The organism is Mycobacterium sp. NGS29 (assembly GCF_059812965.1).
The window spans coordinates 247,786-271,803 of the sequence record NZ_JCALDR010000002.1; the positions used below are offsets into that span (position 1 = coordinate 247,786).

Below are 24,018 nucleotides of genomic sequence, written 5' to 3' on the forward strand. Positions count from 1 at the left end.
GTCACCTGTCATTTGACAGCGGTTCTCCGATGGAGCGTCGCCTCAACCCGCCAGTGCGGCCCGGTCGGTCGCGCGGCCGAACGTCATCGCCTCGTCGATACGGTCGAACCGGTAGTCGATCGCGTCGGCGAAGTAGTTCTGTCGCACGTTCCACGGTCGCTTGGTTCCTGATTTGGGCAGTGCATGCAGTGCCCGTCGCACGTAACCGGCCTGAATGTCCCAGGACGGTTTCTCGGGCATCGGCTGATCGCCCAGGTGTGGGCTGGCGTGCGTATATCCGTGCGCAGACATGTATTCCAGCAGTTTGGCTGTCGCGCGGGCCGTCATGTCGGCGCGCAGGGTCCAGGACGCATTCGTATAGCCCACGCACCAGAACAGATTGGGCACGTCCTCGAGCATGTGGGCTTTGTAGACGAAGCGGTCGGTGGGGTTGATCGCCTCGCCGTCGATGCTCAGGGTTGCGCCGCCGAGTGCCTGCAGTTGCAAACCGGTGGCGGTGACGATGATGTCGGCGTCGAGGTGCGTCCCGGACTTCAGCACGATGCCGGTCGCGTCGAAGCGGTCGATCAGGTCGGTGACCACTTCGGCACGGCCTGCGCTGATGGCGTTGAAGAGGTCACCGTCGGGGATCAGGCACATCCGCTGGTCCCAGGGGTTGTAGCGCGGCTTGAAATGAATGTCGACCGCGTAACCCTCGGGCAGGTTCTGCACCGCCTTGCGGCGCAGGGACCATTTGATCAAGGCCGGCGTCTTGCGCGACAGGAACCAGATCACGCCCTCCATGAGAGCGTTGTAGAAACGCACGAGGAGGTGAGAAACCCTGTGCGGCAACAATATCCGGCTGACCCACGCCAGCGTGCTGTACTTGGACGCCGAGACGATATAGGTCGGGGAGCGCTGCAGCATGGTGACTTTGGCCGCGCGTTCGGCCATCGAAGGAATCAGCGTCACGGCCGTGGCGCCGCTCCCGATGACCACCACGTTCTTGCCGCTGTATTCGAGGTCCTCCGGCCAGTGCTGGGGATGCACGACGGTGCCGCTGAAGTTCTCGATGCCGGGGAATTCGGGGGTGTAGCCCTGGTCGTAGTTGTAGTAGCCACTGGCGAAGAACAGGAATCGGCATCGGCAGTGCCTGGTGGATCCGTTCTGCTCGACGGTGACTGTCCAGGTGTCGGTTGCCGAATCCCAATCTGCGTGGCGCACATAGCTGTTGAACTGGATGTGCTCGTCGATGCCGTACTTGCGGGCCGTGTCTACCAGGTACTCGCGGATGTGCGGGCCGTCGGCGACACCTTCCTCGCGTGTCCACGGCTCGAAGGGGAAGCTCAGCGTGAAGATGCTGCTATCGGAACGCACGCCCGGATATCTGAACAGATCCCAGGTGCCGCCGATGCGTTCGCGCCGCTCCAAGATGGTGTAACTGAGCGACGGGTTGCGCTGCCCGATCCGGTATGCCGCGCCGAGTCCGGAGATTCCGGCGCCGACGATCAAAACGTCGACGTCGTAGGGCTTGGCTGATTCGCGCTCGGCATCTGGTTGAGTCACGGTCATCGTGAACCTCGCTTGGGTCTTGGTCGGGCCGGCTACCGGTAGTTCACGAACTGCAGGGCCACGTCGAGGTCGGCCTGCTTGAGCAAAGCCTGAACGGCCTGCAGGTCGTCGCGCTTCTTGCTGGTGACCCGAACCTCGGCACCCTGGATCTGCGTCTTGACCGACTTGGGTCCCTCGTCGCGGATGAGCTTGGTGATCTTCTTGGCATGCTCGCTGTCGATGCCCTGCTTGAGGGTGCCGCTGACCTTGTAGGTCTTGCCCGAGGCCTGCGGATCGCCCGCCTCGAATGCCTTCATCGAGATGTCGCGCCGGATCAACTTCTCCTTGAAGACGTCGACGGCCGCTTTGACCCGCTCCTCGGTGGACGAGATCAGCTCGATACTCTCCTCACCCTTCCAGGCGATCGTGGTGTCGGTGCCACGGAAGTCGAACCGGGTGGACAGTTCTTTGGCGGCCTGGTTGAGCGCGTTGTCGACCTCCTGGCGGTCAACCTTGCTGACGATGTCGAACGACGAGTCCGCCATGCGATCGGCCCTTTCTCATCGGTGCTAGCCGTTTGTGAAATGTCTACCCGCTCGTTGTACCCTGCTAGGCGGCAGGTTGCCCGAGCGGCCAATGGGAGCGGACTGTAAATCCGTCGCGAAAGCTACACTGGTTCGAATCCAGTACCTGCCACCACAGGAATCGACAGTTCAGAGCAGGTATTTAGTCGATCTATCTAGTCAGCATGTAATAGACATGCGAGTAAGCGTCTCCAACGTGGACATGACACACCACAAGGAGACAAAGCATGACGAACCCAGCTCTTGAGACCGACCTGTCGGTGCCCGGTGGGACGGTGATGCCATGACCAACCCCTTCGACCGCGCCGCTTGCATCGGACTTGACCCGGAGATGTTTTGGAGTCTAGATCCGTACGTACAGAGGGCCGCTAAGGAAATCTGCCACGGATGTCCAGTCATGAGCGCATGCTCAACCCTGGCGCTGGTCAACGACGAGGACGGCGGGATCTGGGGCGGTCTCACCCCCGATGAGCGAAATGCGTACAAGCCGTCCTGGCGGAAGTACCACGGCGAAAATCTGGCCGGGATCAAAGAGAAGTACGCGCGGCACACGATGCCTGCGAAATACGAAAACCGTTTAGCGAAGTGCCTCACGGCGAAGAAGTCGCTCAAGCCCACGCTGCCCCGGCATGACGACTACATGAGGCTGTTGAACCTGGTCATTGCTAACCCCGAAATGACCACCGAGAACATCGGGAAACGTTTGGGCTGGTCGCGAACATGGGTCACGGTGGCGTTGAACGAGGCCTGGAAGTTGGCGTCATGAGCAAAACCATCCATGTCGACCCTGCGGCGTTCAATCAGGCGTGCGAACGCGCCCGTCTGACCACCAGGGGTTCTGTCGCCCGCCACATGGGGATTCACCCGTCCCAGCTTTCACGAGTGCTTAGTGGCAAGTCTGAGCCCGGCATCCGCTTCATCACCGGGGCTTTGGGGGTGTTCGGCTCCGCGCACTTTGACGACATATTCATCTGGCGCTAACCCCGAGACAGAGAAATCCCCCGAGGTAAATGCCTAATAAACCTCGGGGGATTTCCTTTTTGCATCGACCAACCCACCACGGAATGTCGATGCTTGCGCCGGTCTGCTCCTGACCTATTCGGTTTAACAGTTCGGCGCAAAGTCTCAACCCCGGTTAAAGGCGGGGGACCGGGGGAGCTTCAAGGAGGGCGGAGAGGACGCCTCCTGAAGATTATTATCGCGGCGGTAGAACCGCGTGTAATGCGGCGGCTAAATCGTGGTGGCCAGCGTAAGGGTTATAGGCCTCACGACCCCACTCGTCGGCGGCGGCGTAGGGAACTGAAACAGTGACCTGCCCAATCCACCTGTCATGATTGGGTCCACCCATCACCAATTCGGCTTTGGTGTTCTCCATAGATAGGCCGGGATGCTTGTCACCTTTGCGTGGACGGTCAGCTACATTCGCCACATATGTAGCGCGAACCTTCTCCGCATATTCGCCCACGATCTTCGCCATTGGTTCACCGACGAGAATCTCCGTAAGTGCGGGATTCGGGTAGGGGTATAAGTTGACGTCCAATTGGTGCTCCACTAGCGCGCCATTGCTCGGTAGCGTTCCAATACAGCCAATTCACTCAATGACCATTCAAATGGCGCATGGGTCCATTGGGCTGAGGACTGCCCGTACTGCTCGGAGATGCCCACCTGACGCGCATGGGATATTAGTCGAGCGGCCCCGGTGAGAATGGCGCTGGAAACGTCTTCTAGAGGGTCTCCGGACGCGTCAAATCCCTTCCCCCTGGTGTAACTCTTGGCGCGCGATGTGAGGGTTTGGAGGATGGCCGTTGCCTGCCCGGAATCCACGGGATTACGTGGACCCAGGAAGGCTGACAGTTCACTCGCAGTCGGCATTAGGCAGCGTCGTAGAGGCGAACAACGCCGGCAGGATTGGCGAAACCAAAGCTGACACGGGCGGTCGCACGCACACGGGTTGCGTCATAGTCGAATGCCGAATCGGTGGACTTGGTGACGGTGGTGCCGGTGCGCTGGACAACCAAGATTTGCGAAGCATCCACACCCCAGCTGTTTCCGCTGGCCACATCGGTCGACACCAGCACCTTCACCCCGGCCAGGGTCACACCATCACTGACGCCGTTGGCGTCCAGCAGGCCCATGTTCGAGCCTGAGGTTAGTTGCTTAGCCTTGCTCAAGGTCAGGGCCACATCGGGGGCAAGGATGAAATGGGTGAGGTTTGCGCCGTCAGCCAGCGCAGCGGCCTTCGCCTCATGGAAGGCATCCAGGGAGGTGAGGGTGACGGTTCCGATGTCCACAACGTTGTACGACGCAGACAGCGACAGCAGACCCGAGGGACCGTTGGTCACGGTCGCGGTGGTGAACATTGCGGCGTCAATCTTCTTTGCAATGGATCGACCCAAACTCTGACCGACCTGATTAGCAACAGCGGGATTGCTATCCGCTGCCGCTTCATTGCTGATCTGAGTGAGCCCTTTAACGGCCTTCGGGATAACCACCAATTCGTTAGTGGTCGGGTCCGTCAGAGTGATTTGGGTGTTCTCCGCATACCAGCCAACAGCGGGGTCGGCGGTGATCATCGGGAAGCGGATTTCGTGACCCGAGGTCTGGATTACTGTCCCAGCCTGAAACGCGATTGACTTCTCAGCGATAACGGTATCAATGAGTTTCCCGTAGTCTTCGGGAATCCACGCGGCGGCCAAACCGCTATTCAATACGGCCATGTCTAAAGTCCTTTAGTTTGAGTGAAAGATTGGAAGTCGCCACCGGGGCGAGAAATGTGAGGATCAACCTCGAAAGAGTTCGGAAAACACCGGGCTTTCCTAACTCAATTCTAGCGGAACAATCCGGAGAAGTCGGCGGGTTGTGTTGCGGTCCCGCGCGCACCCTGGCCTACGTCACCCGAGACACGCCGTTTCGCGTAGTAGGGGCGGTCAGTTAGTAGAGCGTCAATGGCCGCGTTCAGCTTCTCGGGGTCTAGATTATCGGCATGGAACGGGAGATCGTCGGGATTCTCCAACCTTCCGGTTGCTTTCACGAGTTCCCGGTGTAGCCGTTTAGCCATTTCGCCTGCCCGCTGTTCGGATTGTTTGGCCTTATCGCGATGGCCGGCGGATTCCTTGCGTAGTTCCTCCACGTATGAACGGGGGAAACTGTCTGAGTCGCCCCCTGTGCCGTTCTCTTCGCTCTCCGGTGCAATCACATCGGGTTCGGGTGTTTCGTCCGTCTCCGTGGATTCTGGGGCGGTGTTCTGCGACATTTACTTGATTCCTCCCAATGCAACGCCGAAATTTCGTTCCACGACGTTGTTGATTCGTCTACTTTGTGCCTGCGCGTCGGATTCGATTTCCCGATTACGCGCTTCGATGATTTCAGTAATTTCGTCCGAGTCGTAACCCAATTCTTTGAGTGCCCAACTAATCGGCAGGATTCCAGCGCTAGTCAGCTTAAAAATGCTATCCGCCTCTTGAGCACGAGACCTAGTGTCGGCGGGTGCCCACCGAATACCAACGGCATTCTTCGGTCTGGTGTTATCCCGAATAGCGATCAGCAGATCCACCACCTGCTCCCACGCCCTGCCGAATAGCAGTTGTCGGGATTCCGCGCGAGCCACTAGAGAACTTTCAGCAGCTCTCATCGCGTCTGCGCTGGGCGGTTGGGAGGTCGGGATACCCAATTCCCCACTCGGCAGGGCTGAGACCGCCTGAATCTGCGACATGAGGATGTCCACCCCGGCCCGATAGGCGGAAAGGTTCGCCTCGGGAAACTGGCCGAACTTCACTTCCGGGTTCTGGGCGACGAACATGTCCAACCCGTCCTCATCAAGCGGGTTGGCGGGGATGAAGATTGGCTCGTCATTCTCGTCCAGCACCGGGGCGCCGTTTTCGTCCACCAACGGCTGTTCGGTCAGGGCGATGCCGATGGCATAGCGGCGGGGGAATGCCGCGACCTCGGCGGCAACCATCATGTCTCCGAGAATTTTGCAGAGCGCATCGACCAAAGTCGTCAGATCGGATATTTCGGAGTGTCCGCAGTCCAACAGTCGCTCGGGGTAGTCCGGTCCACCAACGGGCAAGCGGTCCCCGTTGCGTAACTGGACAACCGGAACAACGCCCAAGGGGTTGTCGAACTGCTCAACCAGTTTGAAGTCCGTCGAGTGAGCCCCCGGCCTGTTGGCGGTGTAGCGCTCCACCCTGTCAGGGAGGAAAAGGGTCGCCTCGGAGGTGGTGGCGGTCGTCCAACGCTTCGCGGCCGCATACGGGACACGGGTGCCGGCATCAGCCAATATGGCCATCTGTTGCGGGGATTCGATTGTGGCCCTTGGTGTCCCATCGGGGTCGGCCCAACAGATCACGTACGAGCTTCCCAATGTCAGGGCTTCCCGATGGGCAACGGAACTCAGCTGATCGAGTTGGTTCGTGAGCCACAGATCCCACGCGCCACTGTCGCCCGTGAAGGAGTTCACCCGTAGTCGCTCGGCTAACACCCCAACCGCCAATCGCGGGATGTTGGAGACGATCTTGAATAGCCTGTTGCCTAGGGCGACCTTTGCCGCTGGACTCAGAAAGGAAAGGGGCTGATTACCGTGGTAGTAATCATCCAACCGATGCAATACGTGTTGGCGGGCGTCCAGCGTTGAAAGGGCGTCGTGCAGCAGATCGTCTGTCACTAGATTTATATCCGATTACCTTAGATGGAGTTTTCTTTTTCGAGGCCAACCACTGGCAGCGGGAATAGCACATAACCAATGCCGCTGCGAGGTCGACCTTTGCTGCTTTTCTGCTCCGTGAAACCTTGCCGAGACGTAGGCCGTTATCCGTCTCTTGCACCGTCGCCGCGAGGACGTGGGAACGCAAATCCTCATCACCAGAATGAGTGAAGGCGCCATTCACCGCAGCGCCATGCAGAGCGGTGGTCGCTTGGGTGACACGGGACGGGGACCAGGGGAAGCGACTCACGATGATACCTTCGCCGGCCAATACTTGCAGTGTCCGTTCCCACCTAAATGGGTCCGCAACTAATTCCTTCACGCGGTATTTCTTGCACGCATCCCTGATAGCCTGTTCGACCTCAAGAATGGGGACTTTCCAGTCTTTATCACCGGGGTTTTCCCACAAACCGAGGGTCTGAAAGTGTGGTTTTACTTCAGCAGTTCCGACTAGTAACGAGGTGGCATCGGAGTTGTGGGAGCCGTCCAAGCTGATGACGCACTCCGCACCATCAGGAATGCGGGCGTCCGTCTTCAATGCGTCCCAGATGTGGGGTTCAACAAAGGGTGCATCGTTGGTGAGCACGACCTGGCAGTAACGTTTCCGGCGATACTCGCCTTCCGTCGACACCGGCGGGAGCATCGCTGTGGCTTCGCGCCTACTCAGCAGGTCATCTAGTTGCGGATTTGCCAATTCAAGGCAGTGCTCGCAGTTGACGGGGTGATGCTCGAATCCGGCTGCGGAGAACTCCACGAACGCCACGTTGGGGTCATGCTGGGCGGCGTTGCGAAGGTCGATCAGAACCGACTTCTCTTTGTTCGGTGGCGTCCCGATCCCAAGCGCCATTGCCCCGTCTAGCTTCCCGGCCCCCATAATCAGCGTTGCCCACGTGTCAGGGTCGATCTCGCCCAACTCGTCGGCCAGGGCCAGCGTCCACGTGCCCAAACCTTCAAGGCGTTTAGCTTCGGCCGGTAGGGCGGTGAGGGTGGCCCGCTTGCCGGGGACTTTGATGTAGTCCTTATAGATGAGCGCACGCGACGACAATTCGGGGTTCAGCTTCACCATGTCAATCGCGGGCTGTAGAAGACGTATAGCCATACGTTCATCCACGGCCACAATAGGGATTTCATTGCCGTCAGGGCCATCAAACAGGAAATACAAGCCAAGACACCCGAATATGCCTGTCTTCCCCAGTCCTCTAGGCCCCATAATTGCACCAAGCACCGGTTTAGGGTCGGGATCGAGGAATGGGCGCAGCATTTCCATCTGCCAATCGCGTATGCGGATAGGTTCGCCCACGCCCCGACCCTTGGGGGTAATCAAGTAAGTCTCACACCACAGTTTGAAGCGTTCAACGCCTTTAAGATCGCTGTCAAACGGCAACGGAGTTTCGTCCGTGGGCGCTTTGGGGCCGCGCTTTGTCGCCATTTAACTCCCATTTGTCATTAGCAGAGGTAATTAGTTCGTCCCCGTGCTTGTACGGGGCCGTCACTGGCAGGGGGCCGAACCGTAACCCCCCGTGACCTGCGAGAATGCCGCTCCGCGCTGTCTCTTTGCTGGGCCGACACGCATGGAATTTCAAGGCCGTGACCAGCGCAAACGTTGCTCGATTCATGCCAACTGTCTGTGACCTGCGGGTTCTCTCGTTAGCTACCGGTTACACATACCGTCAGAGTTGCTGAGAACGCGCGTACCGATGCCCTTGCGCCTTGGCCTGGACGCGGTAGGCTTCGACGCATGACCGATGACGTGACTGCCGGCGATGCACTGGCCGAGCTGCCTGGTGTGGCTGAGAGCGCCTGTGCCGCCGTGTTAGAGCTGTATGGGGCGATCCGACAGGCGAAGGCGTTAGGGGCGTCCTACACCCAACTAGAGGCCGCAACGGGGCTGTCCAGAGGAAACGTGCAGCGGGTGGTTGCCGGTGAGCTTCCCAAATTTGCTATCGGTTGAGCTATTGACTTTGCGTATCACGGTGGTATGGTTCTCTGCATGAGCACACGACAGGTGAAACTGACCAAGGATCTTCCGTACATTCGCGACGAGCAGGGTGTCATGCGTACCCCATTTGAGGGGATGCGGGTATGGCACGGTGCGCGTAAGGCAACCATTGTGGGCCGCGTTGATGACGTGTGGTTCGCCCCCGTCAGGTGGGATTCCATGCCCGAGGGTGGCGCATTGTCGGTATTCGTATTCGACCTCAAGGCGGCGTGATGGCTCTTCAGATGATGGGCCTTTTACTTGCCGGTGGCTGGGCTTTCATGTCCTGGATTGCGAAGTGAATTGCGGGCCGCGATGGCGTTGAGCACCCGCTGGCGTTCGTGCTCGGGCCAGGGCTTTTGAGATGCATTGCAGGGATTGCACAGCACGGTGATGTTCTCAGGTTCGTAAGCCAAGTCCGGACGTTCGCGGATGGGGATGATGTGCTCACCCGTCAATTTCTGACGCGATCCACAGCGGATACACTGCGGGCTTTTCCGTTTCGCGCTGAGAGCCATTCTCCGCCACCGATAAGACGCATGGATAGGGTTAGTGGGCTTGTCCCTTTTGATGCGGCAGGCGTTGCAGCGAGGACCCTTCTCTAGCCATTCATTACACCCTAGGCAGAACGTGCCGATCAATTGTTATTGAACTGCCGTTCTAGTCCAGTGGCTAGGCAATGCTGGGCTCGCTGGATAAAGTTGCTCAGGTGCTCATTTCCCAGGGCGAACGATACAGCGTCACCATCTAAAGGTTGCAGATGAATCAGGTGAATGATCGTGCCATCTTCGGTATCCATCACGGAGCTGATGCCCAACTGCTTCACAACGATTGCATTCAGCGCCACTAGTTGATCCTCGCTACAACATCGATGAAATATCGCGGGAACCGATAGCCGCTGAGGGGATTCGGGCCGGCAAATTTGGGGTTCGACTTCACTTCAAATCTCATCCCGTCTGCAACAATCCTATCGCCGTACTTGGGGATCGGATCACCACTGGCGATGCATAGGGTGGTGCGGACTTCGGATAGTTCTCCGCTGACGATCTGGCCGAGAGTAGAGGCAGATGCCACGGTGGCGGACTGAGTATCAAGGTCGAATATCCACACATCTTCAATCGTGCCGACAAACGCCAAGCCGTCCTTATCCAGGATTTCTACCGGATTGCCGTCCGCGTCAACGGGGTCTCCGTGGCGGTCGCGGTGTGGTGCTCTGAATAGGTCGCCCGTCGTCATGCAAGCGCATTTCGGAGTTGAATCGCCAAATCTCTCGTTAAGGAGAGCCGGGACTCATCGGGATCGCCGGGGTTCAGGACAACGTTCGCAATACACCGACTCGGGTACCACTCGACGCGCAGGGAGTGGGGATGAAGGATCATCAGTTGTAGTCCTCGAACGGGTCTGACCCCGCGCCCCTCCACTTTGGCCACCCTTGGGAAACCTTTTCTTCCTGTCCAGGCCTGTCCTGTCCCGTCCTGTCCCTTTCGGTTTCTGTTTCGGTTAGCGAATGGGTTACCGAATGGGTTTTCTCGGGCTTGAGTTCTGTCGCCTGTTCACGTGGTGGACCCTTTGGGCGACCACCCTTTTTGCCGTTGTTCCGATTGGCGGCCTGTTGTTTGACGACGGCGTCTTTTGTCCGCTGGTAAGCCCCGTGGTGGATGATCTCGTAGCACTGACCGTTGTCGGTCCACCATCCAACAGCAACCAGTTCCTCTGCCGCGCCGGGGCGCCGAGCCCACCGGACCATGTCATCCTTTTTCAACGTCAGGTCCGTGAGCTTCCGGTTTGACCAGACCAGGCCCTCCACGTGAAGCCGGAACGCAGCGTCGGATAATTCCCAGCAGTCATCCGAGAAGTCATCAGACAGTTTCGACCATGTCACCTTGAACGGTTCCTAGTTCTTTTACCAGCAGTGCCCGTATAATTCCTTGACGGTCAGTAGCGTGGCGTTCGGCATGTTCACGCAAGCGACCGTCAAGCCATTCGGGCAGCCGCATATACAGCGTGGATTCCATCATTTTTGCACTGCTCCAAGATTCGCAGAATGCGAAATAGAATGGGAGATTATCTCCGCTACTTATAGGATATCATGGGAAATCAATTAGGGTTGCGAATGTTGGTTTAGGTGGTCGCGCCATTCGCCGATCCGCCGTTTTAGCATGGCTCGGTCGATTTCGTCGTCACCCGCATACCAACACGGAACTAGCTTCTCAACGATTATGTCGTCGTCCTCATCCAGCGATATGTCCGCAAGAATGTCAGCCATGGCCTTGTAGGGGCCGTGAGTCGCGTCGGTCAGCCAGAAATGTTCGTGCTTGCTCATCGCACACCCCCCACCGGCCTACCCAGTGCAAGTATGGAATCACGGTCGACCCTGATGAGTCGAGGCCCAAAGCGGGTAGCACTAAGCCGACCCTGAGTAATCCAGCGGCGGACCGTTTTCTGGTCAACTCCGAAATAGTCAGCGGTCTGTGCGATGGAAGGGTTTCTGGGCAGGTCCCCTTGGGGGGGTTTGAGTCCGGTCATGCCTCAAAGGATCGCAACCGACCCCGACGCGCAGGGGGTCGGAATTGTCTGGGGTGCCGCCGCTCGCGGTGTTTGTGCAGGTGAGCGTCTCTTTAAGTCGTTGCCGTTGTCTTGGATCTCGCGCATTTGCGCAGGTCAGCGGTTACTTGGCGTCAACTCGGCTTTCGGCTGTGGTTTCATCGGCTTCGGCTTCGCGCGGTAACGCGGTTGTTGCCAGTTGCGAGAGGGCTTCGGCGATGATCCGGTCCCGGCCCTGGGCTGCGTGTTGATAACGCATCGCGGCCTGGGGTGTCGAGTGTCCAACGCGGGCCATCAGCTCGGCGAGCGTGGCCCCCGCCTGTGCTGCCATCACTGCCCCGCCGTGACGCAGATCGTGCCAGCGGAGGTCGGTACGTTTCGCCTTCGCGCGGGCCTTGTAGTAGTGATTCTGGACCACCGAGGGGTGAAGTCGACCACCCTCCCGAGCGGGGAACATCAGTGAATCGGATTGCTTGCCAACATGTTTCGACAGATGGGCGATTACGGTAGGCATAAGGTGCGGGGGGATAGCAACGTCCCGAATGCCTGCCTCGGATTTGGGATCGCCTGCCTTCCAACCCTTGTCAATCCGCACTGCCGCCCGACGCACTCGCACTACACGGTCGTCAACGTCGATATCTCCCCGGCGCAACTCCACCAGCTCCCCGAACCGCAAAGCGCACCACGCGGCCAGTAGCACCATTAACCGGAGACGGTCAGGCATTTCTGCAACGATAATGTCGAGCTGTTCGAGGGTTGCCGGCCGTGGCCTGATCTTGCGCGAAGCGCTCCCGGCGCCCCGAATCATGCAGGGGTTGATCTCGATCATCCGATCTCGGGTCCGCGCGGATTCGAGGATCGTCCGAAGGAGCCCGTAGGCATGCGCACGGGCCGTGGGTTTGTCGGGCAGTGTGGCCGCGTACCAGGCGTCGACAGCTTCCATGCTGATGTCGCGTACGGCGGTGTTGGCGAAGGTGGGCAAAATGTGCGTGTCCAGCAGCCACCGGTAGTGCGCTTTCGACCGGGGTCGCAGTGGTTGACCCTTGACGGTGCGAGTCCCTAGCCAGTTGTTGGCGTAATCGCCGAACTTGGTCTTAGCCTTCCGCGCTACTTCGACCTGTTGGGGCGTAGCGGGTGGGCTCCACAACTCGCGGTCGATCTCGCGGCGGCGATCAGCCAGGAAGGCCTCGGCGTCCGCCTTGGCGGCGAACGTAGAGGGTGCTCGGTAGACTCGACCATCGGGGGCGGTGTACGAGGCTTGGTAGCGCCCGGACGGCTCACACCGCCGAATCCGCCCGAATCCCCGCCGACTTCTCGTCATTCATGAATTTTACATGCAATAAGCATGGTTAGCCGTGTCCCTTTGTGGGGTGCTAAGTCTCTAGGTACAGTTTCTTGTGTTAGCAGCTAGATAGCTGTTACGCTAGGTCAGCCGTCCACCGCGAGTCGATTAGCTAGACAAATTCGAATCCAGTACCTGCCACCACCACTGCAGCAGTGCGTATTCGGCTTGCGGAGTAGATTTCACGCGTGAGCGAAGATCGAGTTCGGGTGCAGGTCGGCGCCGATGGCATAGCGACTGCGACCATGGTTCGCGCCGACAAGCACAATGCGCTGGACCGGGCCATGTTCGAGAGTTTGGTGGACGCCGCCGCGCAACTGGCAGCGGATAAGTCGGTGCGGGCGGTCGTGCTGCACGGCGAAGGGAAGAGCTTCTGCTCGGGCCTCGATGTGGCCAGCTTCATGTCCGGGCAGGGCGGCGTCGGCGTGCTGATGGAACGCGACGGCGACCGGGTGGCCAACCTGGCGCAGCGGGTGTCCTATGACTGGTCGCTGGTGCCCGCGCCGGTCATCGCCGCGATCCACGGCAATTGCTTCGGCGGCGGATTGCAGATCGCCCTGGGTGCCGACATCCGGATCGCCGCGCCATCAGCGAAGCTGTCCGTCATGGAGGTCAAGTGGGGCCTGGTGCCCGACATGGGCATCACGCAGACGCTGCCGCGACTGGTACCCATCGACGTCGCCAAAGAGTTGACGTTCACCGGTCGCATCGTCAGCGGCAGCGAGGCAGTGGCCCTCGGGCTGGTCACCCGCAGCACCGACGATCCCTTGGCCGCGGCGCTGGCGCTTGCAGCCGAGATCGCGCAGAGGTCTCCGGATGCGGTGCGCGCCGCCAAGCGTCTCTACGACCGCACCTGGGTCAGTGACGACACCGCTGCCGCCCTGTTGCTCGAATCCGAGCTACAAGACGGATTGATCGGCAAGCCCAATCAACTCGCCGCCGTCAAGGCCGGCATGACTGGCGAGCCGCCGGTCTTCGCCGACCCTGCGTGAGCGGCGTCGGCGGTTCCGATCGCCGGCGCCCCGGGCACCTGGAACGTCGTCCTCTCTGTCCGACAGTCTGTTGACTTGCTCAACACAGTGTTGATAATTTCGGGACATGACTGAAACGGTCGATGTCGTCATCGTCGGAGCCGGCATTTCCGGCATCAGTGCAGCCTGGCATCTGCAGAAACGGTGCCCAACAAAGCGGTACCTGATCCTGGAGCGGCGCGACAAGCTCGGTGGCACCTGGGACCTGTTCAAGTATCCCGGGATCCGCTCCGACTCCGACATGTACACGCTGGGCTTCCGGTTCAAGCCGTGGGCGTCCGAGCAGGCGATTGTCGACGGGCCGTCGATCTGGAACTACCTGAACGAGACGGCCACCGAGAACGGCATCGACCAGCACATGCGGTTCGGCACCAAGGTGGTGGCCGCCAACTGGTCCGACGACGACGGGTTGTGGGAGTTGACCGTCGAGCAGGACGGGAAGCGCAGCCAGATCAACTGCGGCTTCCTGTGGGCGTGCTCGGGCTACTACAACTACGACGAGGGTTTCTCGCCGGAATTCCCGGGGGCCGACGACTTCGCTGGCACCATCGTGCACCCACAACACTGGCCCGAGGACCTCGACTACCAGGGCAAGAAGATTGTGGTGATCGGTAGCGGTGCGACCGCGATCACGCTGATTCCTGCTCTGATTGATTCTGGTGCCGGTCACGTCACCATGCTGCAGCGGACACCGACCTACATCGGTGCGTTGCCCGACAAAGACAGTTTCGCTGCCCGCGCATACAAGTACGCTCCCGAGAAACAGGCCTACACCGCGGTGCGCTGGAAAGCGATCCTGCAGAGCACTCTGCAATATCAACTGGCCCGGAAATTCCCGAACACTTTCCGAAAAGCACTGCGCACCATGGCTACCCGTCGGCTGCCCGAGGGCTACGACTTCGACAGGCACTTCAGCCCCGACTACAAGCCGTGGGATCAACGCGTCTGCCTGGCGCCCAATGGTGACATCTTCAAGAAGATCCGCAAGGGTAAGGCCGACGTCGTCACCGACACGATCGAAACCTTCACCAAGACCGGTATCAAGCTCTCGTCGGGGGAGGAGCTCGAAGCCGATATCATCGTCACCGCAACGGGTTTGAACGTGCAGTTCTTCGGTGGCGCCGAGGTGCGGCGCAACGGTGCACCGGTTGACCTCGCCGATTCGATGGCCTACAAGGGCATGATGTTGTCGCGGATGCCCAACCTGGCGTTCACCTTCGGCTACACCAACGCGTCCTGGACCCTGAAAGCCGATCTGACATCGGAATTCGTGTGCCGGCTGCTCAATTACATGGACGCCAAGGGTTTCGACATCGTCGTGCCCGCAGATCCCGGTCCGGACGTGGAACCACGGCCGTTCGTCGATCTCAAGTCGGGTTACGTCACGCGGGCGCTGGACACGTTACCGAAATCGGGATCGAAGCTGCCCTGGCGGTTGAAGCAGAACTACTTCGTCGACCTCCGGTTGATCCGTAACGGAAAGGTCGACGACGAGAGCCTGGTGTTCAGCAAACACCGTGCGACAGCTGAGTTGTCCGCCTGACCTCCAGATCAATGCACCGCACCCTTTTTGACGCCGATCACGACGCATTCCGAAACTCGGTGCGCGAGTTCGTCACTCGCTACATCGAGCCCAACGAGGAAAAATTCATCGAGCAGCGCCGCATCGATCGTGATACCTGGCTGCACGCAGGTGCCAACGGATACCTCGGCCTGGACGTACCCGAAGAGTACGGCGGCAGCGCCGCCGGCGACTACCGGTTCAACGCGGTGCTCGGCGAGGAGTTGGCGCGGTCCAGCGCGGCGGCGGCATCGGCGTTCGGCATCCAGTACGACGTCGTCGCGCCCTACCTGGTCAAGTTGACCACCGAGGAGCAGCGCCGCCGCTGGCTGCCGAAATTCTGCAGTGGCGAGCTGATCACCGCTATCGCAATGACCGAACCGTCGGGCGGGTCCGATCTGGCTGCCCTGAAGACGACTGCCGTCAAAGACGGCACCAGCTACGTCATCAACGGTTCCAAGACGTTCATCACCAATGGCACGCAGGCCGATCTGATCATCGTCGCCGCCCGCACCGATCCGGCGAAGGGTTCGAAGGGCATCACCCTGTTCGCGGTGGAAGCCGACAATCCCGGGTTCAGCCGTGGCCGCAAGCTGGACAAGGTGGGTCAACCCGAGGCGGACACCGCCGAATTGTTCTTCGAGGATGTCCGGGTCGACGAGACCGCGATCATCGGCGAACTCGACCGCGGTTTCATCCACATGATGACCCTGCTGCCCCAGGAACGAATCAGCGCCGGCGTGGCCAACCTCGCCCACGCGCGCTACGTCCTAGAAGAGACGCTGACCTACGCCCGGGAACGCAAAGCGTTCGGCCAGCCGATCGGCTCGTTGCAGTGGAACAAGTTCCTGCTCGCCGAGATGGTCACCAAACTCGATGTCGCACAAGCATTCGTCGACAATTGCGTCGCCGCCCACGTGGCAGGCCGGCTGACGGCGATCGACGCCGCCAAGGCGAAGTTATGGACCTCCACCGTCCAGAACGAGATCCTCGATCAGTGCGTGCAGATCCACGGTGGGTACGGCTTCATGAACGAATACCGGGTTGCGCGGGCCTGGAAGGATGCTCGGGTGACCAAGATCTGGGCCGGCTCCAACGAGATCATGCGGGAAGTGATCGGCCGCGACCTGGGCCTCTAGAAAGATGCCTGCGCCCCCGCCCGTCGGGTGAGGTGATCGATCTGGAGATGGATCGAATACAGCACCAGTGGCGGCAGCACGATGAACGGAATGTTCTCGGCGAAGAACTTGAAGCCCAGTCCGAAAGCACCCTGCCCGATGTGGCTGAACCCGGCGCCCACTTCCGCCAGGAAGTACACGGCCGTGCTGCTCATCAGCACCGCGACACCGGCGAAAGCGACCCATAGGCAGCGGATACGGGATTCGGCGGGCAGCCCGGATCGGATCAGCCGCGTCCAGGCCGCGAACACGGTCAACCCGGTACAGACCCCGACCACCTCGAGCGCGAAGATCCACGGATTGCCGCTGACGTAGCGGGTGTCGGCCAGCCCATACTGCCACCACAACCATTTCCAGCCTGGGTCCGTGGTCGGCGCCCACCAGCCCAACGGGTGGCCGATCAGGAACACCAGTTCGTACCCGATCTGGCTGCCCGCGGTGTACGGCAGATAGAACAGGGTCAGTTCGGCCGCCCTGTCGAGCGGAGATCGCTGCTCGCCCGGTGCATTCCACAGGATGACGAAGGGCAGCAGCAGCACCGGGATGCCGAAGATCAGGTTGACCACGACATCGGTGGTGAACGTCGGTTTGATGATGCCGATGCCCACGCCGATGGTGACCAACAGGAAGACGGCGAAGGTGAACACCGCGGTGAGTTTGTAGATTTTCAACCGGTGCGGCGCCCACGGCTGGGCGAAGTCGGTCTCGTGTTCGCGGATCGTCGTCACGTCATCGGGCACGCTGCATCCTCCGTCGCCGAGGCGAGTATCAACTACTTGTGATACCGACCGAGCTTACCGGTTCGGTCAACGCAGTTGCGGCAGCACCTCGCCGGCGAACAGTTCGAGATGCGCCAGGTCGGACATGTCCAGCGTCTGCGCGTACACCCGTTGCACGCCGAGCTCGGCCCACGGGTCCAGCTTGTCGACGATCTCGGCGGGCGTGCCGACCAGCGGACTGTTGGACCGCATCTCGTCGACCTCGCGGCCGATCACCCCGGCCCGGCGGGCGACCTCGGCGTCGTCGCGGCCGGCACACAGCACGAAGGCAGCGGAGTAGACCATCGAGTCCGCGGGCCGCTCGGCGGCGGCTACGGCATCGCGGACCCGGTGAATCTGCTTCTCCGCGACATCCATCGGCACGAACGGAAGGTTGAATTCCGCGCCGTACCGGGCGGCAAGTGCCGGCGTGCGTTTGGCGCCGGTACCCCCGATCACAATCGGCGGGTGCGGGGTCTGGACCGGTTTGGGCAGCGCCGGTGAGTCGGTGACGGTGTAGTACTCGCCGGCGTGTTCGAAGGTCTCGCCCGGCGCCGTCGTCCACAACCCGGTGATAATGGCCAATTGTTCGCTCAATCGGTCGAAGCGTTCCCGTACCGAGGGAAACGGAATCCCGTAAGCATGATGTTCGCTTTCGAACCAGCCACTGCCCAGGCCGAATTCGACTCGTCCACCGCTCATTTCATCCACCTGTGCCACCGCAATCGCGAGCGGTCCGGGGTGACGGAAGGTCGCTGAGGTGACCAGGGTGCCCAGCCGGATGGTCGAGGTTTCCCGCGCGATCGCGCCCAGCGTCACCCACGAGTCGGTCGGGCCGGGCAGGCCGTCGCCGCTCATCGCGCGGTAGTGGTCGGAGCGGAAGAAGGCGTCGAAGCCGGCTTGTTCGGCGGTTTGCGCGACGGCGAGCTGGTCGGCGTAGGTCGCGCCCTGTTGCGGCTCGACGAACACTCGACACTGCAGGGAGCGGCTCACGTCAGTTGCCTTCCAGGTACGGCTTGCGCAGCTCCTTCTTGAGGATCTTGCCGGTCGGATTGCGCGGCAATTCGTCGGTGATGTCGACCGTCTTCGGGCACTTGTAGGCGGCCAGACGCTCGCGGGCAAACGAGATGAGTTCCTTCTCGGTAGCCTCTCCCTCTAGGGCGACAACGGCTTTGACCACTTCGCCCCATCGTTCGTCGGGCACTCCGATCACCGCGACCTCAACCACCGCCGGGTGTTCGGCCAGTACCCGCTCCACCTCGATCGAGTAGATGTTCTCGCCGCCGGAGATGATCATGTCCTTCAAACGGTCCTCGACGAAGACGTAGCCTCCGTCGTCAACCCGGCCGATATCGCCGCTGCGGAACCAACCGTCTTCGGTGATCGCCTCCGCGGTCGCCTCCGGCTGATTGTGATAACCCTTCATCAACTGCGGTGTGCGGAACCACAATTCGCCCTGCTCGCCGGTCGGCACGTCCTCGAGCGTGTACGGATCGACGACCCGCACCTCGGCGTTGGGCACCAACGTCCCGGCGCTGCTGAGCCGCTCCGGGTGGTCTTCGGCGCGGTGTGCTTCGGGCAGCAGGTGGCTGATCACGCCGCAGACTTCGGTCAGGCCATACGCCTGGATGAAGTCGGTGTCCGGCCACGCTTTCAGCGCCGCGCGCAGCAGCGGCAGCGGCATCGGCGACGCGCCATAGGAATACGTTTTGAGCGCGCCGAACAGTTTCACCGCGTCCTCGCCGGATTCCAGCACCTTCGCCAACACCGCGGGGACCAGGAATGTCCGGTTGGCGCCCTTGAGGATCGCGCCGGCCAGCGTCTTACCGTCGGCGTCGCGCGTCATCACGCTGGGAACCCCGTCGTGAATCCCGAACTGCACGTAGGACGATCCACCGACATGGAACAGCGGCATCGAGACCATGCTCTTGTCGCCCGGATCGAATTCGAAACCCTCGTGCGCGTTGATCGTGTGCGCGATGAGGTTCGCCTGCGTCAGCTGCACCCCCTTGGGGCGCCCGGTGGTACCGGAGGAGTACATGATGATGCACACGTCGTCGGGCTCGACGTCGTCGGCTCTGCCGACCGGTGTCGCGCCGGCCAGCAGAGCCTCGTATTCATCGCCGTCGCCACCTTCGGGCGTCACTTCAATGACGTGTTCGATGCTGTTCAGGTCGCCGCGGATCTTGTCGATATTGGGTTTTAGTTCGGTGCCGACGATGAGCACCTTCGCGCCGGAATCTTTGAGCACGTAGTCGAGTTCGTCGGCGGCCAACCTGAAGTTGATGATCGCGTTGGCCGCACCCAGGGATGCGGCGGCGAATGTCAGCTCCACACAAGCCGGATGATTCTTGTCCAGGAACGCCACCACGTCACCGCGCCCGACACCGAACTCGGTGAGCGCACCGGCCAGCCGGCGTACCCGGTCGTTCCACTGCGACCAGGTCCACTGCCGGTCCAGATAGTCCATCGCCTCGTCGTCGGGCTTGGTCTCGGCCCAATAGGCCAGGCGGTCGTCGAGCAAGCGGGGATCAGGTGGAGTCGACATGACTTGAGCCTCTCATCCTGGTCAATATCAGTGAATCCGGGCGCTCCCGCCGAGTCCGACCTCCAAGACGCTGCCCGTGATCACCCCGGGATCGGTGACCAGGTACACGACCGCGCGGCTGACGTCCTCCGGTTCGATCCAGGGTTGCGGTATCGGGTTGGCCTTCATCATCCTGCGCACCAATTCGTCGGGAACGGACTCGTCACCCTCGGGTTGGACCATCGGCGTGCGGGTGGTGGTGGGGCAGACGACGTTGACCGTGATGCCCTCCTTGGCGACCTCCAGCGCCACCGATTTGGCGAGCCCGATGATGCCCCACTTTGTGGCGTTGTAAGCCGCCAGATCCGGGATGCCCATCCGCCCGCCCATCGAGGAGGTCACCACGATCCGGCCGAAGCGCTGCTGGCGCATCACCGGAATGATCGCCCGTAAGGTGTGGAAGACACCGCTGAGGTTGGTGTCGACCAGTTGCCGCCACATCTGATCGCTCACTTCGACCAACGGACCCGTGCTGACGATGCCCGCGTTGGCCACCACGATGTCGAGGCTGCCCAGGTCGGCGACCGTCTGCTCGACGGCGGCGTTGACCTGACCCGAGTCGCGCACATCGACCGACAGCGGCACACAACGCCGGCCCAGTTCCTCGACCAGCTTGGTTGTCGTCCGCAGATCGTCCTCGGTGCCCAGCGGATAGGTCAGCTCCTGCATCGGCCCGGGCGCATCGACCGCGACGATGTCGGCGCCCTCGGCGGCCAGCGCCAACGCGTGCGCGCGACCCTGACCTCGGGCCCCGCCGGTGATCAATGCGACCCGTCCGTCTAATGCAGCCATGAAAGGTCACGGTACCGCTGACCCCGAAACAGGTTGCGGCGGGCGGTGTTCAGCCACTCAGTGCTTCGGCCGGGGGGCCGGCAACGGGACGCAGACGCCCCGCATGCACGCGTAGTTGTGGCGTGGATAGATGGACTGGGCGGGCCGGGGCGCTTGCCCACATTCGCCGGCGGCACACGGCGGTTCTTCGGCTTGTGCCGGCGCCGGGCCCGCGAGCATCGCCGACGCCGCCAGCAACACCCCACTGAATGCTTTAACTGCGATCATCTGTGGTGGACCTCGACCCTCACTTGCGCCCGGTTACGACGATAGACCTCGTTGCCGCGCCAGCCCAGTTCGTTGTCCGGCCGGCAACTGCATAGGGTTTGCAAATGAGCGTCGACGAGCAGCGCGCAGGAATCGATCTCACCAATCTGGATCAACCGCTCAGTCCCGACGCTGGCGCCACCAAGCGGAACCTGGTGGACTACCTGGAGGCCGTGGCCGACCGCATGTTGCCCGGACTCGTCGGGCGTCCGCTCACCGTGCTGCGGGTGTTGCGGGGACGGGCGCCGTTCATGCAGAAGAACGTTCCCAAGTACACCCCGGGCTGGGTGCGCACGGTCGGGATCTGGGCCGAGGCCTCGCACCGCGAGGTGCATTACCCGGTCTGCGATGACCTGCGCACCCTGCTCTGGCTGGCGAATCAACGGGCCGTCGAGTACCACCCCGCCCTGGGGTTGGCCGACGACATCTACCGGCCCACGCATCTGGTGCTCGATCTCGACCCGCCGCCCGACGCCGACTTCACGGCCGTGGTGCAGGTGGCCCACCTGGTGCGGCAGGCACTGGCCGACAGCGGTCTGGCCGGCGGGGTCAAGACCAGCGGCGCAAAGGGCGTGCACGTATTCGTACCGATAGACGATCACGCGCCCGTTGACGACGTCGCGGCCGCCACCCGGGCGCTGGCCGCTCGCGCCGAAGCGCTCGATCCCACTACGGCGACAACGGCTTTCATCGTCGAAGACCGGGCCGGAAAGGTGTTCGTCGACGCGACCCGCGCCGGGGGTGCTACGGTCGCCGCCGCCTACAGTCCGCGGCTGCGGGCGGGTACGCCGGTGTCATTCCCGCTGGACTGGTCGGACCTCGACCGGGTCAGTCCGACAGAATTCACCGTGCACACGGCGATCGATGCGCTGCCCGGTCAGGACCCCTGGGCGTCGTTGCCGCCGCCCCAGCGGCTGCCGAATGATTTGATCGAGCACGGGCGCACCATCCCGGTGGCACGGGTGGCCGCCATGCACGAGGGGAAACGCCGGGCCCGGGCCAGGCGGGCGCAGGAGAACTGAGGAGCAGCGCGAGTTGGCAACGTTCAAGCGGTACCTGGTGATCCAGGCGATGATGTTCGTGTTCGGCATCGTCGGGCCGATATTTCTGATCTTGTTTTTCGCCTCGCAACCGGACCCGCAGCTGCGGTGGGCGTTTTGGGCGGGACTGTTCATCACCTACGCCGACATCATGATCGCGCTCGCCATCACTAAGGGGGCGGTGGGCAACGAGGAGCGCATGCAGGGCGCCGCGACCTGGGACTGGGCGTCGATCACCCGACGTCGTCCGGTCAAGTGACCCGGGACGCCTGGTAGTACTGGACTCGCCAGCCGTCGCCGGTGTTTACGATCAGCACGCCGAGGTTGACGTTGATGACGGATCCGTCGGGAAACGTGAAGTCGGCCCGCAGATAACCAAGGACCGCGTCCGGTGCGATGTTGCGGGTCTCGAGAATGCGGTAGACGACGGTGAGCCCCACGGGTTGGGAGTCGTAGTAGGCGGTAACGCCTTGTCGCCCAACGCTGTAGGGCCGCAACCCCTGAAAGATGCCGTCCGCTGCGAACAGCTCGGCCACCCGGTGGGGTTCGTGTGCGTCAATACCCGCTTTCCAGCGGTCCATCACCTCGCGGATAACTTGTTCGGCGTCTGCCACAGCATCGACCCTAAAACCAGGGGCCCGGGTAGCGGCCGTCGGTATCGCGCACCAACACGATCTGGCGGCACTCGCCGCTCGGTGGCGCGGCGGTCTCGCCCTGGCACACCAGCGTCCAGCCCACGATCCGGCCGAACGGGCGGCCCGTCCACGCCGACGCCACCGGGTTGGCGTCGGGTAGCGCGAACACCGAATAGGTGTTGTCGGAGTTGGTCACGTACAGGTGATCGCTGAAGAACGCGATCTTGGCAATCGTCTTGGCTTCGTCGCGGCTCTTGAGCAGATCCCAGTGCTGGGTGCGCAGATTCCACACGCCGTACCCGAATTGTGAAGTGGCCGAACCACGGCCGTCGACGAAGAGTTTTCCGTCCGACAGGGTGGCGGACAACCCACCACCCGCGATCCGGTCGGCGTCACCGACCTTGATGGGAGCCCGAGTCGTGAGGTCGAAGAACATGGTGGACTGGGTCGGCGGATTGTGCGACTCCCACTGCGTGATCTGCACGAGTTTGTCTGGCCCGTCGGACAATTCGCTGTCCACGCTGGCGATCTCGTCATTCCGGAAGACGGGTTCACCGGTGGGTAACCGCAATTCGGCGCCCAGCGTGCTGCCGGCCACCGTACTGCGTTGAAAGGCCAGGACGTCCTGCCAGATCCGACCCGGCTGCGGATCATCCCACAGCGTCGACAGGTCAGCGTTGGACAGGACGACCGTCCTCGGCGGTGCCGCTGCGCCGCGGCCGTCGGTGTAGGCGTTCAACCACGCCACCCCGGGCACGGTCGGGGCCAGCCGCCATTCCTTGGTCGCGGCCAGTTTCAGGTCAGGGGTCGGCGGTTGCAGTTCCTTGGTCGCCAGCGGCTGACTCGACTTCAGGTCGAACATGTAGCCGGTGGTCTTGGTGACGTCGCCGCCCTGGGCGGGTTTGGTCGTGGTGACCACGTAGACGACCTTGGTGTCGCGTTCGGTGTTCGACAGCGCACACATGGCGCCGGTCACGGTTTCCCCGGCAGCGACGACCGGCACCGCGGGCATGATCAATTCGGCGGTCTTGGTATCCAGGACTTTCGGCCGGATGTCGTCCAGAGCGGATTTGCTGAGCGTGAATTCGGTGGGGCAACCGAAGTAGACCGTTCCGCCGTAGGTTTTCCAATCCTTGGCCAGCGGACTGATGTGCGGCGGGGGCGGCGCAACGGTGTTGGCGGCAACTTTGGACGTCGGTGCCGCACTGCTCGCCGACTGGCCGGCGGGCGGGCTGACCGTCGCTGAAGTGGCGCAGGATGCCGTGGCCAAGCAGGCAAACGACACGACCAACGCACGCATGCGTCCGGACGTGAACAGCCTGTTAGACACCCTCATCAGCGTTCCCCCGCCAAGTCCCGGTTTTCTCGAGCCTAGGGCCGGCGCCGGTATCCGGCGAATCGGGGCGGTCTACGAGTTTGCACGGATGTTTTGCTATGCGAGGTCCGACAG

At 61.6% G+C, this 24,018-nt stretch carries 29 protein-coding genes and 1 tRNA gene; 11 read left to right on the top strand and 19 right to left on the bottom strand.

The genetic code is table 11. The features are described from left to right. Positions 1 to 42: 42 nt before the first annotated feature. Positions 43 to 1,551 (bottom strand): flavin-containing monooxygenase, encoded by a 1,509-nt coding sequence (locus tag AC5Y5Z_RS03580; protein WP_499923402.1) that lies wholly within the window; start codon positions 1,549 to 1,551, stop codon positions 43 to 45. 32 nt (positions 1,552 to 1,583) lie between these two features. Then, positions 1,584 to 2,075 (bottom strand): YajQ family cyclic di-GMP-binding protein, encoded by a 492-nt coding sequence (locus tag AC5Y5Z_RS03585; protein ID WP_499923404.1) that lies wholly within the window; start codon positions 2,073 to 2,075, stop codon positions 1,584 to 1,586. A 70-nt stretch (positions 2,076 to 2,145) separates the two neighbouring features. Here AC5Y5Z_RS03585 and AC5Y5Z_RS03590 point away from each other — a divergent pair. From AC5Y5Z_RS03590 to AC5Y5Z_RS03600, 3 genes are all read left to right on the top strand, one after another. Then, a tRNA-Tyr gene (locus AC5Y5Z_RS03590) sits at positions 2,146 to 2,229 on the top strand. 168 nt (positions 2,230 to 2,397) lie between these two features. Continuing rightward, complete coding sequence (locus AC5Y5Z_RS03595) at positions 2,398 to 2,880, top strand: WhiB family transcriptional regulator (RefSeq protein ID WP_499923405.1); 483 nt, start codon at positions 2,398 to 2,400, stop codon at positions 2,878 to 2,880. Next, positions 2,877 to 3,095, top strand: a complete 219-nt coding sequence (locus AC5Y5Z_RS03600) for a helix-turn-helix domain-containing protein (RefSeq protein WP_499923406.1) — start codon at positions 2,877 to 2,879, stop codon at positions 3,093 to 3,095. The genes AC5Y5Z_RS03595 and AC5Y5Z_RS03600 overlap by 4 nt, the downstream gene beginning before the upstream one ends. Before the next feature lie 890 nt (positions 3,096 to 3,985). Here the strand turns inward: AC5Y5Z_RS03600 and AC5Y5Z_RS03605 are convergent. The 4 genes from AC5Y5Z_RS03605 to AC5Y5Z_RS03620 all read right to left on the bottom strand — a co-directional run bounded on the left by AC5Y5Z_RS03605 (position 3,986) and on the right by AC5Y5Z_RS03620 (position 8,245). Continuing rightward, positions 3,986 to 4,831, bottom strand: a complete 846-nt coding sequence (locus AC5Y5Z_RS03605; RefSeq protein WP_499923408.1) for a phage major capsid protein — start codon at positions 4,829 to 4,831, stop codon at positions 3,986 to 3,988. A 110-nt stretch (positions 4,832 to 4,941) separates the two neighbouring features. Further along, entirely contained in the window at positions 4,942 to 5,367 is a 426-nt protein-coding gene (locus tag AC5Y5Z_RS03610) for a hypothetical protein (RefSeq protein ID WP_499923409.1), read from the bottom strand. Then, positions 5,368 to 6,777: a phage portal protein gene (locus AC5Y5Z_RS03615; protein ID WP_499923410.1), complete on the bottom strand. Its 1,410-nt coding sequence runs from the start codon at positions 6,775 to 6,777 to the stop codon at positions 5,368 to 5,370. Further along, complete coding sequence (locus AC5Y5Z_RS03620) at positions 6,704 to 8,245, bottom strand: terminase large subunit domain-containing protein (RefSeq protein WP_499923412.1); 1,542 nt, start codon at positions 8,243 to 8,245, stop codon at positions 6,704 to 6,706. Before AC5Y5Z_RS03620 ends, AC5Y5Z_RS03615 begins: the two co-directional genes overlap by 74 nt. A gap of 309 nt (positions 8,246 to 8,554) precedes the next feature. Here AC5Y5Z_RS03620 and AC5Y5Z_RS03625 point away from each other — a divergent pair, with 309 nt between their 5' ends. After that, positions 8,555 to 8,767 carry a hypothetical protein gene (locus AC5Y5Z_RS03625; RefSeq protein WP_499923413.1) on the top strand — a complete coding sequence of 71 codons (213 nt, stop codon included), beginning with the start codon at positions 8,555 to 8,557 and terminating at the stop codon, positions 8,765 to 8,767. Between the two features lie 39 nt (positions 8,768 to 8,806). Further along, positions 8,807 to 9,028, top strand: coding sequence for a hypothetical protein (locus AC5Y5Z_RS03630; RefSeq protein ID WP_499923414.1), 222 nt, complete (start codon positions 8,807 to 8,809; stop codon positions 9,026 to 9,028). A 23-nt stretch (positions 9,029 to 9,051) separates the two neighbouring features. On the opposite strand, the gene AC5Y5Z_RS03635 is transcribed toward AC5Y5Z_RS03630, so the two are convergent. From AC5Y5Z_RS03635 to AC5Y5Z_RS03645, 3 genes are all read right to left on the bottom strand, one after another. Next, entirely contained in the window at positions 9,052 to 9,312 is a 261-nt protein-coding gene (locus AC5Y5Z_RS03635) for an HNH endonuclease (RefSeq protein WP_499923417.1), read from the bottom strand. 119 nt (positions 9,313 to 9,431) lie between these two features. Next, entirely contained in the window at positions 9,432 to 9,641 is a 210-nt protein-coding gene (locus tag AC5Y5Z_RS03640) for a hypothetical protein (RefSeq protein ID WP_499923420.1), read from the bottom strand. Further along, a complete protein-coding gene (locus AC5Y5Z_RS03645; protein WP_499923422.1) occupies positions 9,641 to 10,030 on the bottom strand; it encodes a hypothetical protein in 390 nt (129 codons plus the stop codon). The genes AC5Y5Z_RS03640 and AC5Y5Z_RS03645 overlap by 1 nt, the downstream gene beginning before the upstream one ends. A 283-nt stretch (positions 10,031 to 10,313) precedes the next feature. Between AC5Y5Z_RS03645 and AC5Y5Z_RS03650 the strand changes: the two genes are divergently transcribed. Beyond that, entirely contained in the window at positions 10,314 to 10,583 is a 270-nt protein-coding gene (locus tag AC5Y5Z_RS03650; RefSeq protein WP_499923425.1) for a hypothetical protein, read from the top strand. Positions 10,584 to 10,895: 312 nt separating this feature from the next. Here AC5Y5Z_RS03650 and AC5Y5Z_RS03655 read toward each other — a convergent pair whose 3' ends face one another. The 3 genes from AC5Y5Z_RS03655 to AC5Y5Z_RS03665 form a co-directional block, all read right to left on the bottom strand. Next, entirely contained in the window at positions 10,896 to 11,117 is a 222-nt protein-coding gene (locus tag AC5Y5Z_RS03655) for a hypothetical protein (protein WP_499923428.1), read from the bottom strand. Continuing rightward, complete coding sequence (locus AC5Y5Z_RS03660) at positions 11,114 to 11,320, bottom strand: helix-turn-helix domain-containing protein (protein WP_499923429.1); 207 nt, start codon at positions 11,318 to 11,320, stop codon at positions 11,114 to 11,116. The genes AC5Y5Z_RS03655 and AC5Y5Z_RS03660 overlap by 4 nt, the downstream gene beginning before the upstream one ends. Positions 11,321 to 11,462: 142 nt before the next feature. Continuing rightward, positions 11,463 to 12,659: a tyrosine-type recombinase/integrase gene (locus tag AC5Y5Z_RS03665; RefSeq protein WP_499923432.1), complete on the bottom strand. Its 1,197-nt coding sequence runs from the start codon at positions 12,657 to 12,659 to the stop codon at positions 11,463 to 11,465. Between the two features lie 209 nt (positions 12,660 to 12,868). Between AC5Y5Z_RS03665 and AC5Y5Z_RS03670 the strand changes: the two genes are divergently transcribed. The 3 genes from AC5Y5Z_RS03670 (at position 12,869) to AC5Y5Z_RS03680 (ending at position 16,411) form a co-directional block, all read left to right on the top strand. Further along, a complete protein-coding gene (locus AC5Y5Z_RS03670) occupies positions 12,869 to 13,672 on the top strand; it encodes a crotonase/enoyl-CoA hydratase family protein (RefSeq protein WP_473139377.1) in 804 nt (267 codons plus the stop codon). A gap of 106 nt (positions 13,673 to 13,778) precedes the next feature. After that, entirely contained in the window at positions 13,779 to 15,254 is a 1,476-nt protein-coding gene (locus tag AC5Y5Z_RS03675) for a flavin-containing monooxygenase (protein WP_463825722.1), read from the top strand. A gap of 11 nt (positions 15,255 to 15,265) precedes the next feature. Beyond that, positions 15,266 to 16,411, top strand: a complete 1,146-nt coding sequence (locus AC5Y5Z_RS03680) for an acyl-CoA dehydrogenase family protein (protein ID WP_499923433.1) — start codon at positions 15,266 to 15,268, stop codon at positions 16,409 to 16,411. Here the strand turns inward: AC5Y5Z_RS03680 and AC5Y5Z_RS03685 are convergent. The 5 genes from AC5Y5Z_RS03685 to AC5Y5Z_RS03705 form a co-directional block, all read right to left on the bottom strand. Then, a complete protein-coding gene (locus AC5Y5Z_RS03685; protein WP_499923435.1) occupies positions 16,408 to 17,190 on the bottom strand; it encodes an emopamil-binding protein in 783 nt (260 codons plus the stop codon). The genes AC5Y5Z_RS03680 and AC5Y5Z_RS03685 overlap by 4 nt on opposite strands. A gap of 66 nt (positions 17,191 to 17,256) precedes the next feature. Further along, entirely contained in the window at positions 17,257 to 18,189 is a 933-nt protein-coding gene (locus AC5Y5Z_RS03690; protein ID WP_499923673.1) for an LLM class F420-dependent oxidoreductase, read from the bottom strand. Positions 18,190 to 18,202: 13 nt separating this feature from the next. Further along, positions 18,203 to 19,756 carry a long-chain-fatty-acid--CoA ligase gene (locus AC5Y5Z_RS03695; RefSeq protein WP_499923437.1) on the bottom strand — a complete coding sequence of 518 codons (1,554 nt, stop codon included), beginning with the start codon at positions 19,754 to 19,756 and terminating at the stop codon, positions 18,203 to 18,205. A gap of 27 nt (positions 19,757 to 19,783) precedes the next feature. Next, positions 19,784 to 20,587 (bottom strand): mycofactocin-coupled SDR family oxidoreductase, encoded by an 804-nt coding sequence (locus AC5Y5Z_RS03700; protein ID WP_499923440.1) that lies wholly within the window; start codon positions 20,585 to 20,587, stop codon positions 19,784 to 19,786. A gap of 57 nt (positions 20,588 to 20,644) precedes the next feature. Beyond that, positions 20,645 to 20,854: a hypothetical protein gene (locus AC5Y5Z_RS03705; RefSeq protein WP_499923443.1), complete on the bottom strand. Its 210-nt coding sequence runs from the start codon at positions 20,852 to 20,854 to the stop codon at positions 20,645 to 20,647. Between the two features lie 104 nt (positions 20,855 to 20,958). On the opposite strand from AC5Y5Z_RS03705, the gene AC5Y5Z_RS03710 reads away from it, so the two are divergent. Together AC5Y5Z_RS03710 and AC5Y5Z_RS03715 are read left to right on the top strand one after the other, a co-directional pair. Beyond that, positions 20,959 to 21,915: a DNA polymerase domain-containing protein gene (locus AC5Y5Z_RS03710; RefSeq protein WP_499923446.1), complete on the top strand. Its 957-nt coding sequence runs from the start codon at positions 20,959 to 20,961 to the stop codon at positions 21,913 to 21,915. A 13-nt stretch (positions 21,916 to 21,928) separates the two neighbouring features. Continuing rightward, positions 21,929 to 22,192, top strand: coding sequence for a hypothetical protein (locus tag AC5Y5Z_RS03715; protein WP_473139372.1), 264 nt, complete (start codon positions 21,929 to 21,931; stop codon positions 22,190 to 22,192). Here AC5Y5Z_RS03715 and AC5Y5Z_RS03720 read toward each other — a convergent pair. Both AC5Y5Z_RS03720 and AC5Y5Z_RS03725 read right to left on the bottom strand, forming a co-directional pair. Continuing rightward, positions 22,185 to 22,547 carry an SgcJ/EcaC family oxidoreductase gene (locus AC5Y5Z_RS03720; protein WP_463825729.1) on the bottom strand — a complete coding sequence of 121 codons (363 nt, stop codon included), beginning with the start codon at positions 22,545 to 22,547 and terminating at the stop codon, positions 22,185 to 22,187. The two genes, AC5Y5Z_RS03715 and AC5Y5Z_RS03720, sit on opposite strands and share 8 nt — an antisense overlap. Positions 22,548 to 22,557: 10 nt before the next feature. Beyond that, a complete protein-coding gene (locus AC5Y5Z_RS03725; RefSeq protein WP_499923449.1) occupies positions 22,558 to 23,904 on the bottom strand; it encodes a hypothetical protein in 1,347 nt (448 codons plus the stop codon). Between the last annotated feature and the right edge of the window lie 114 nt (positions 23,905 to 24,018).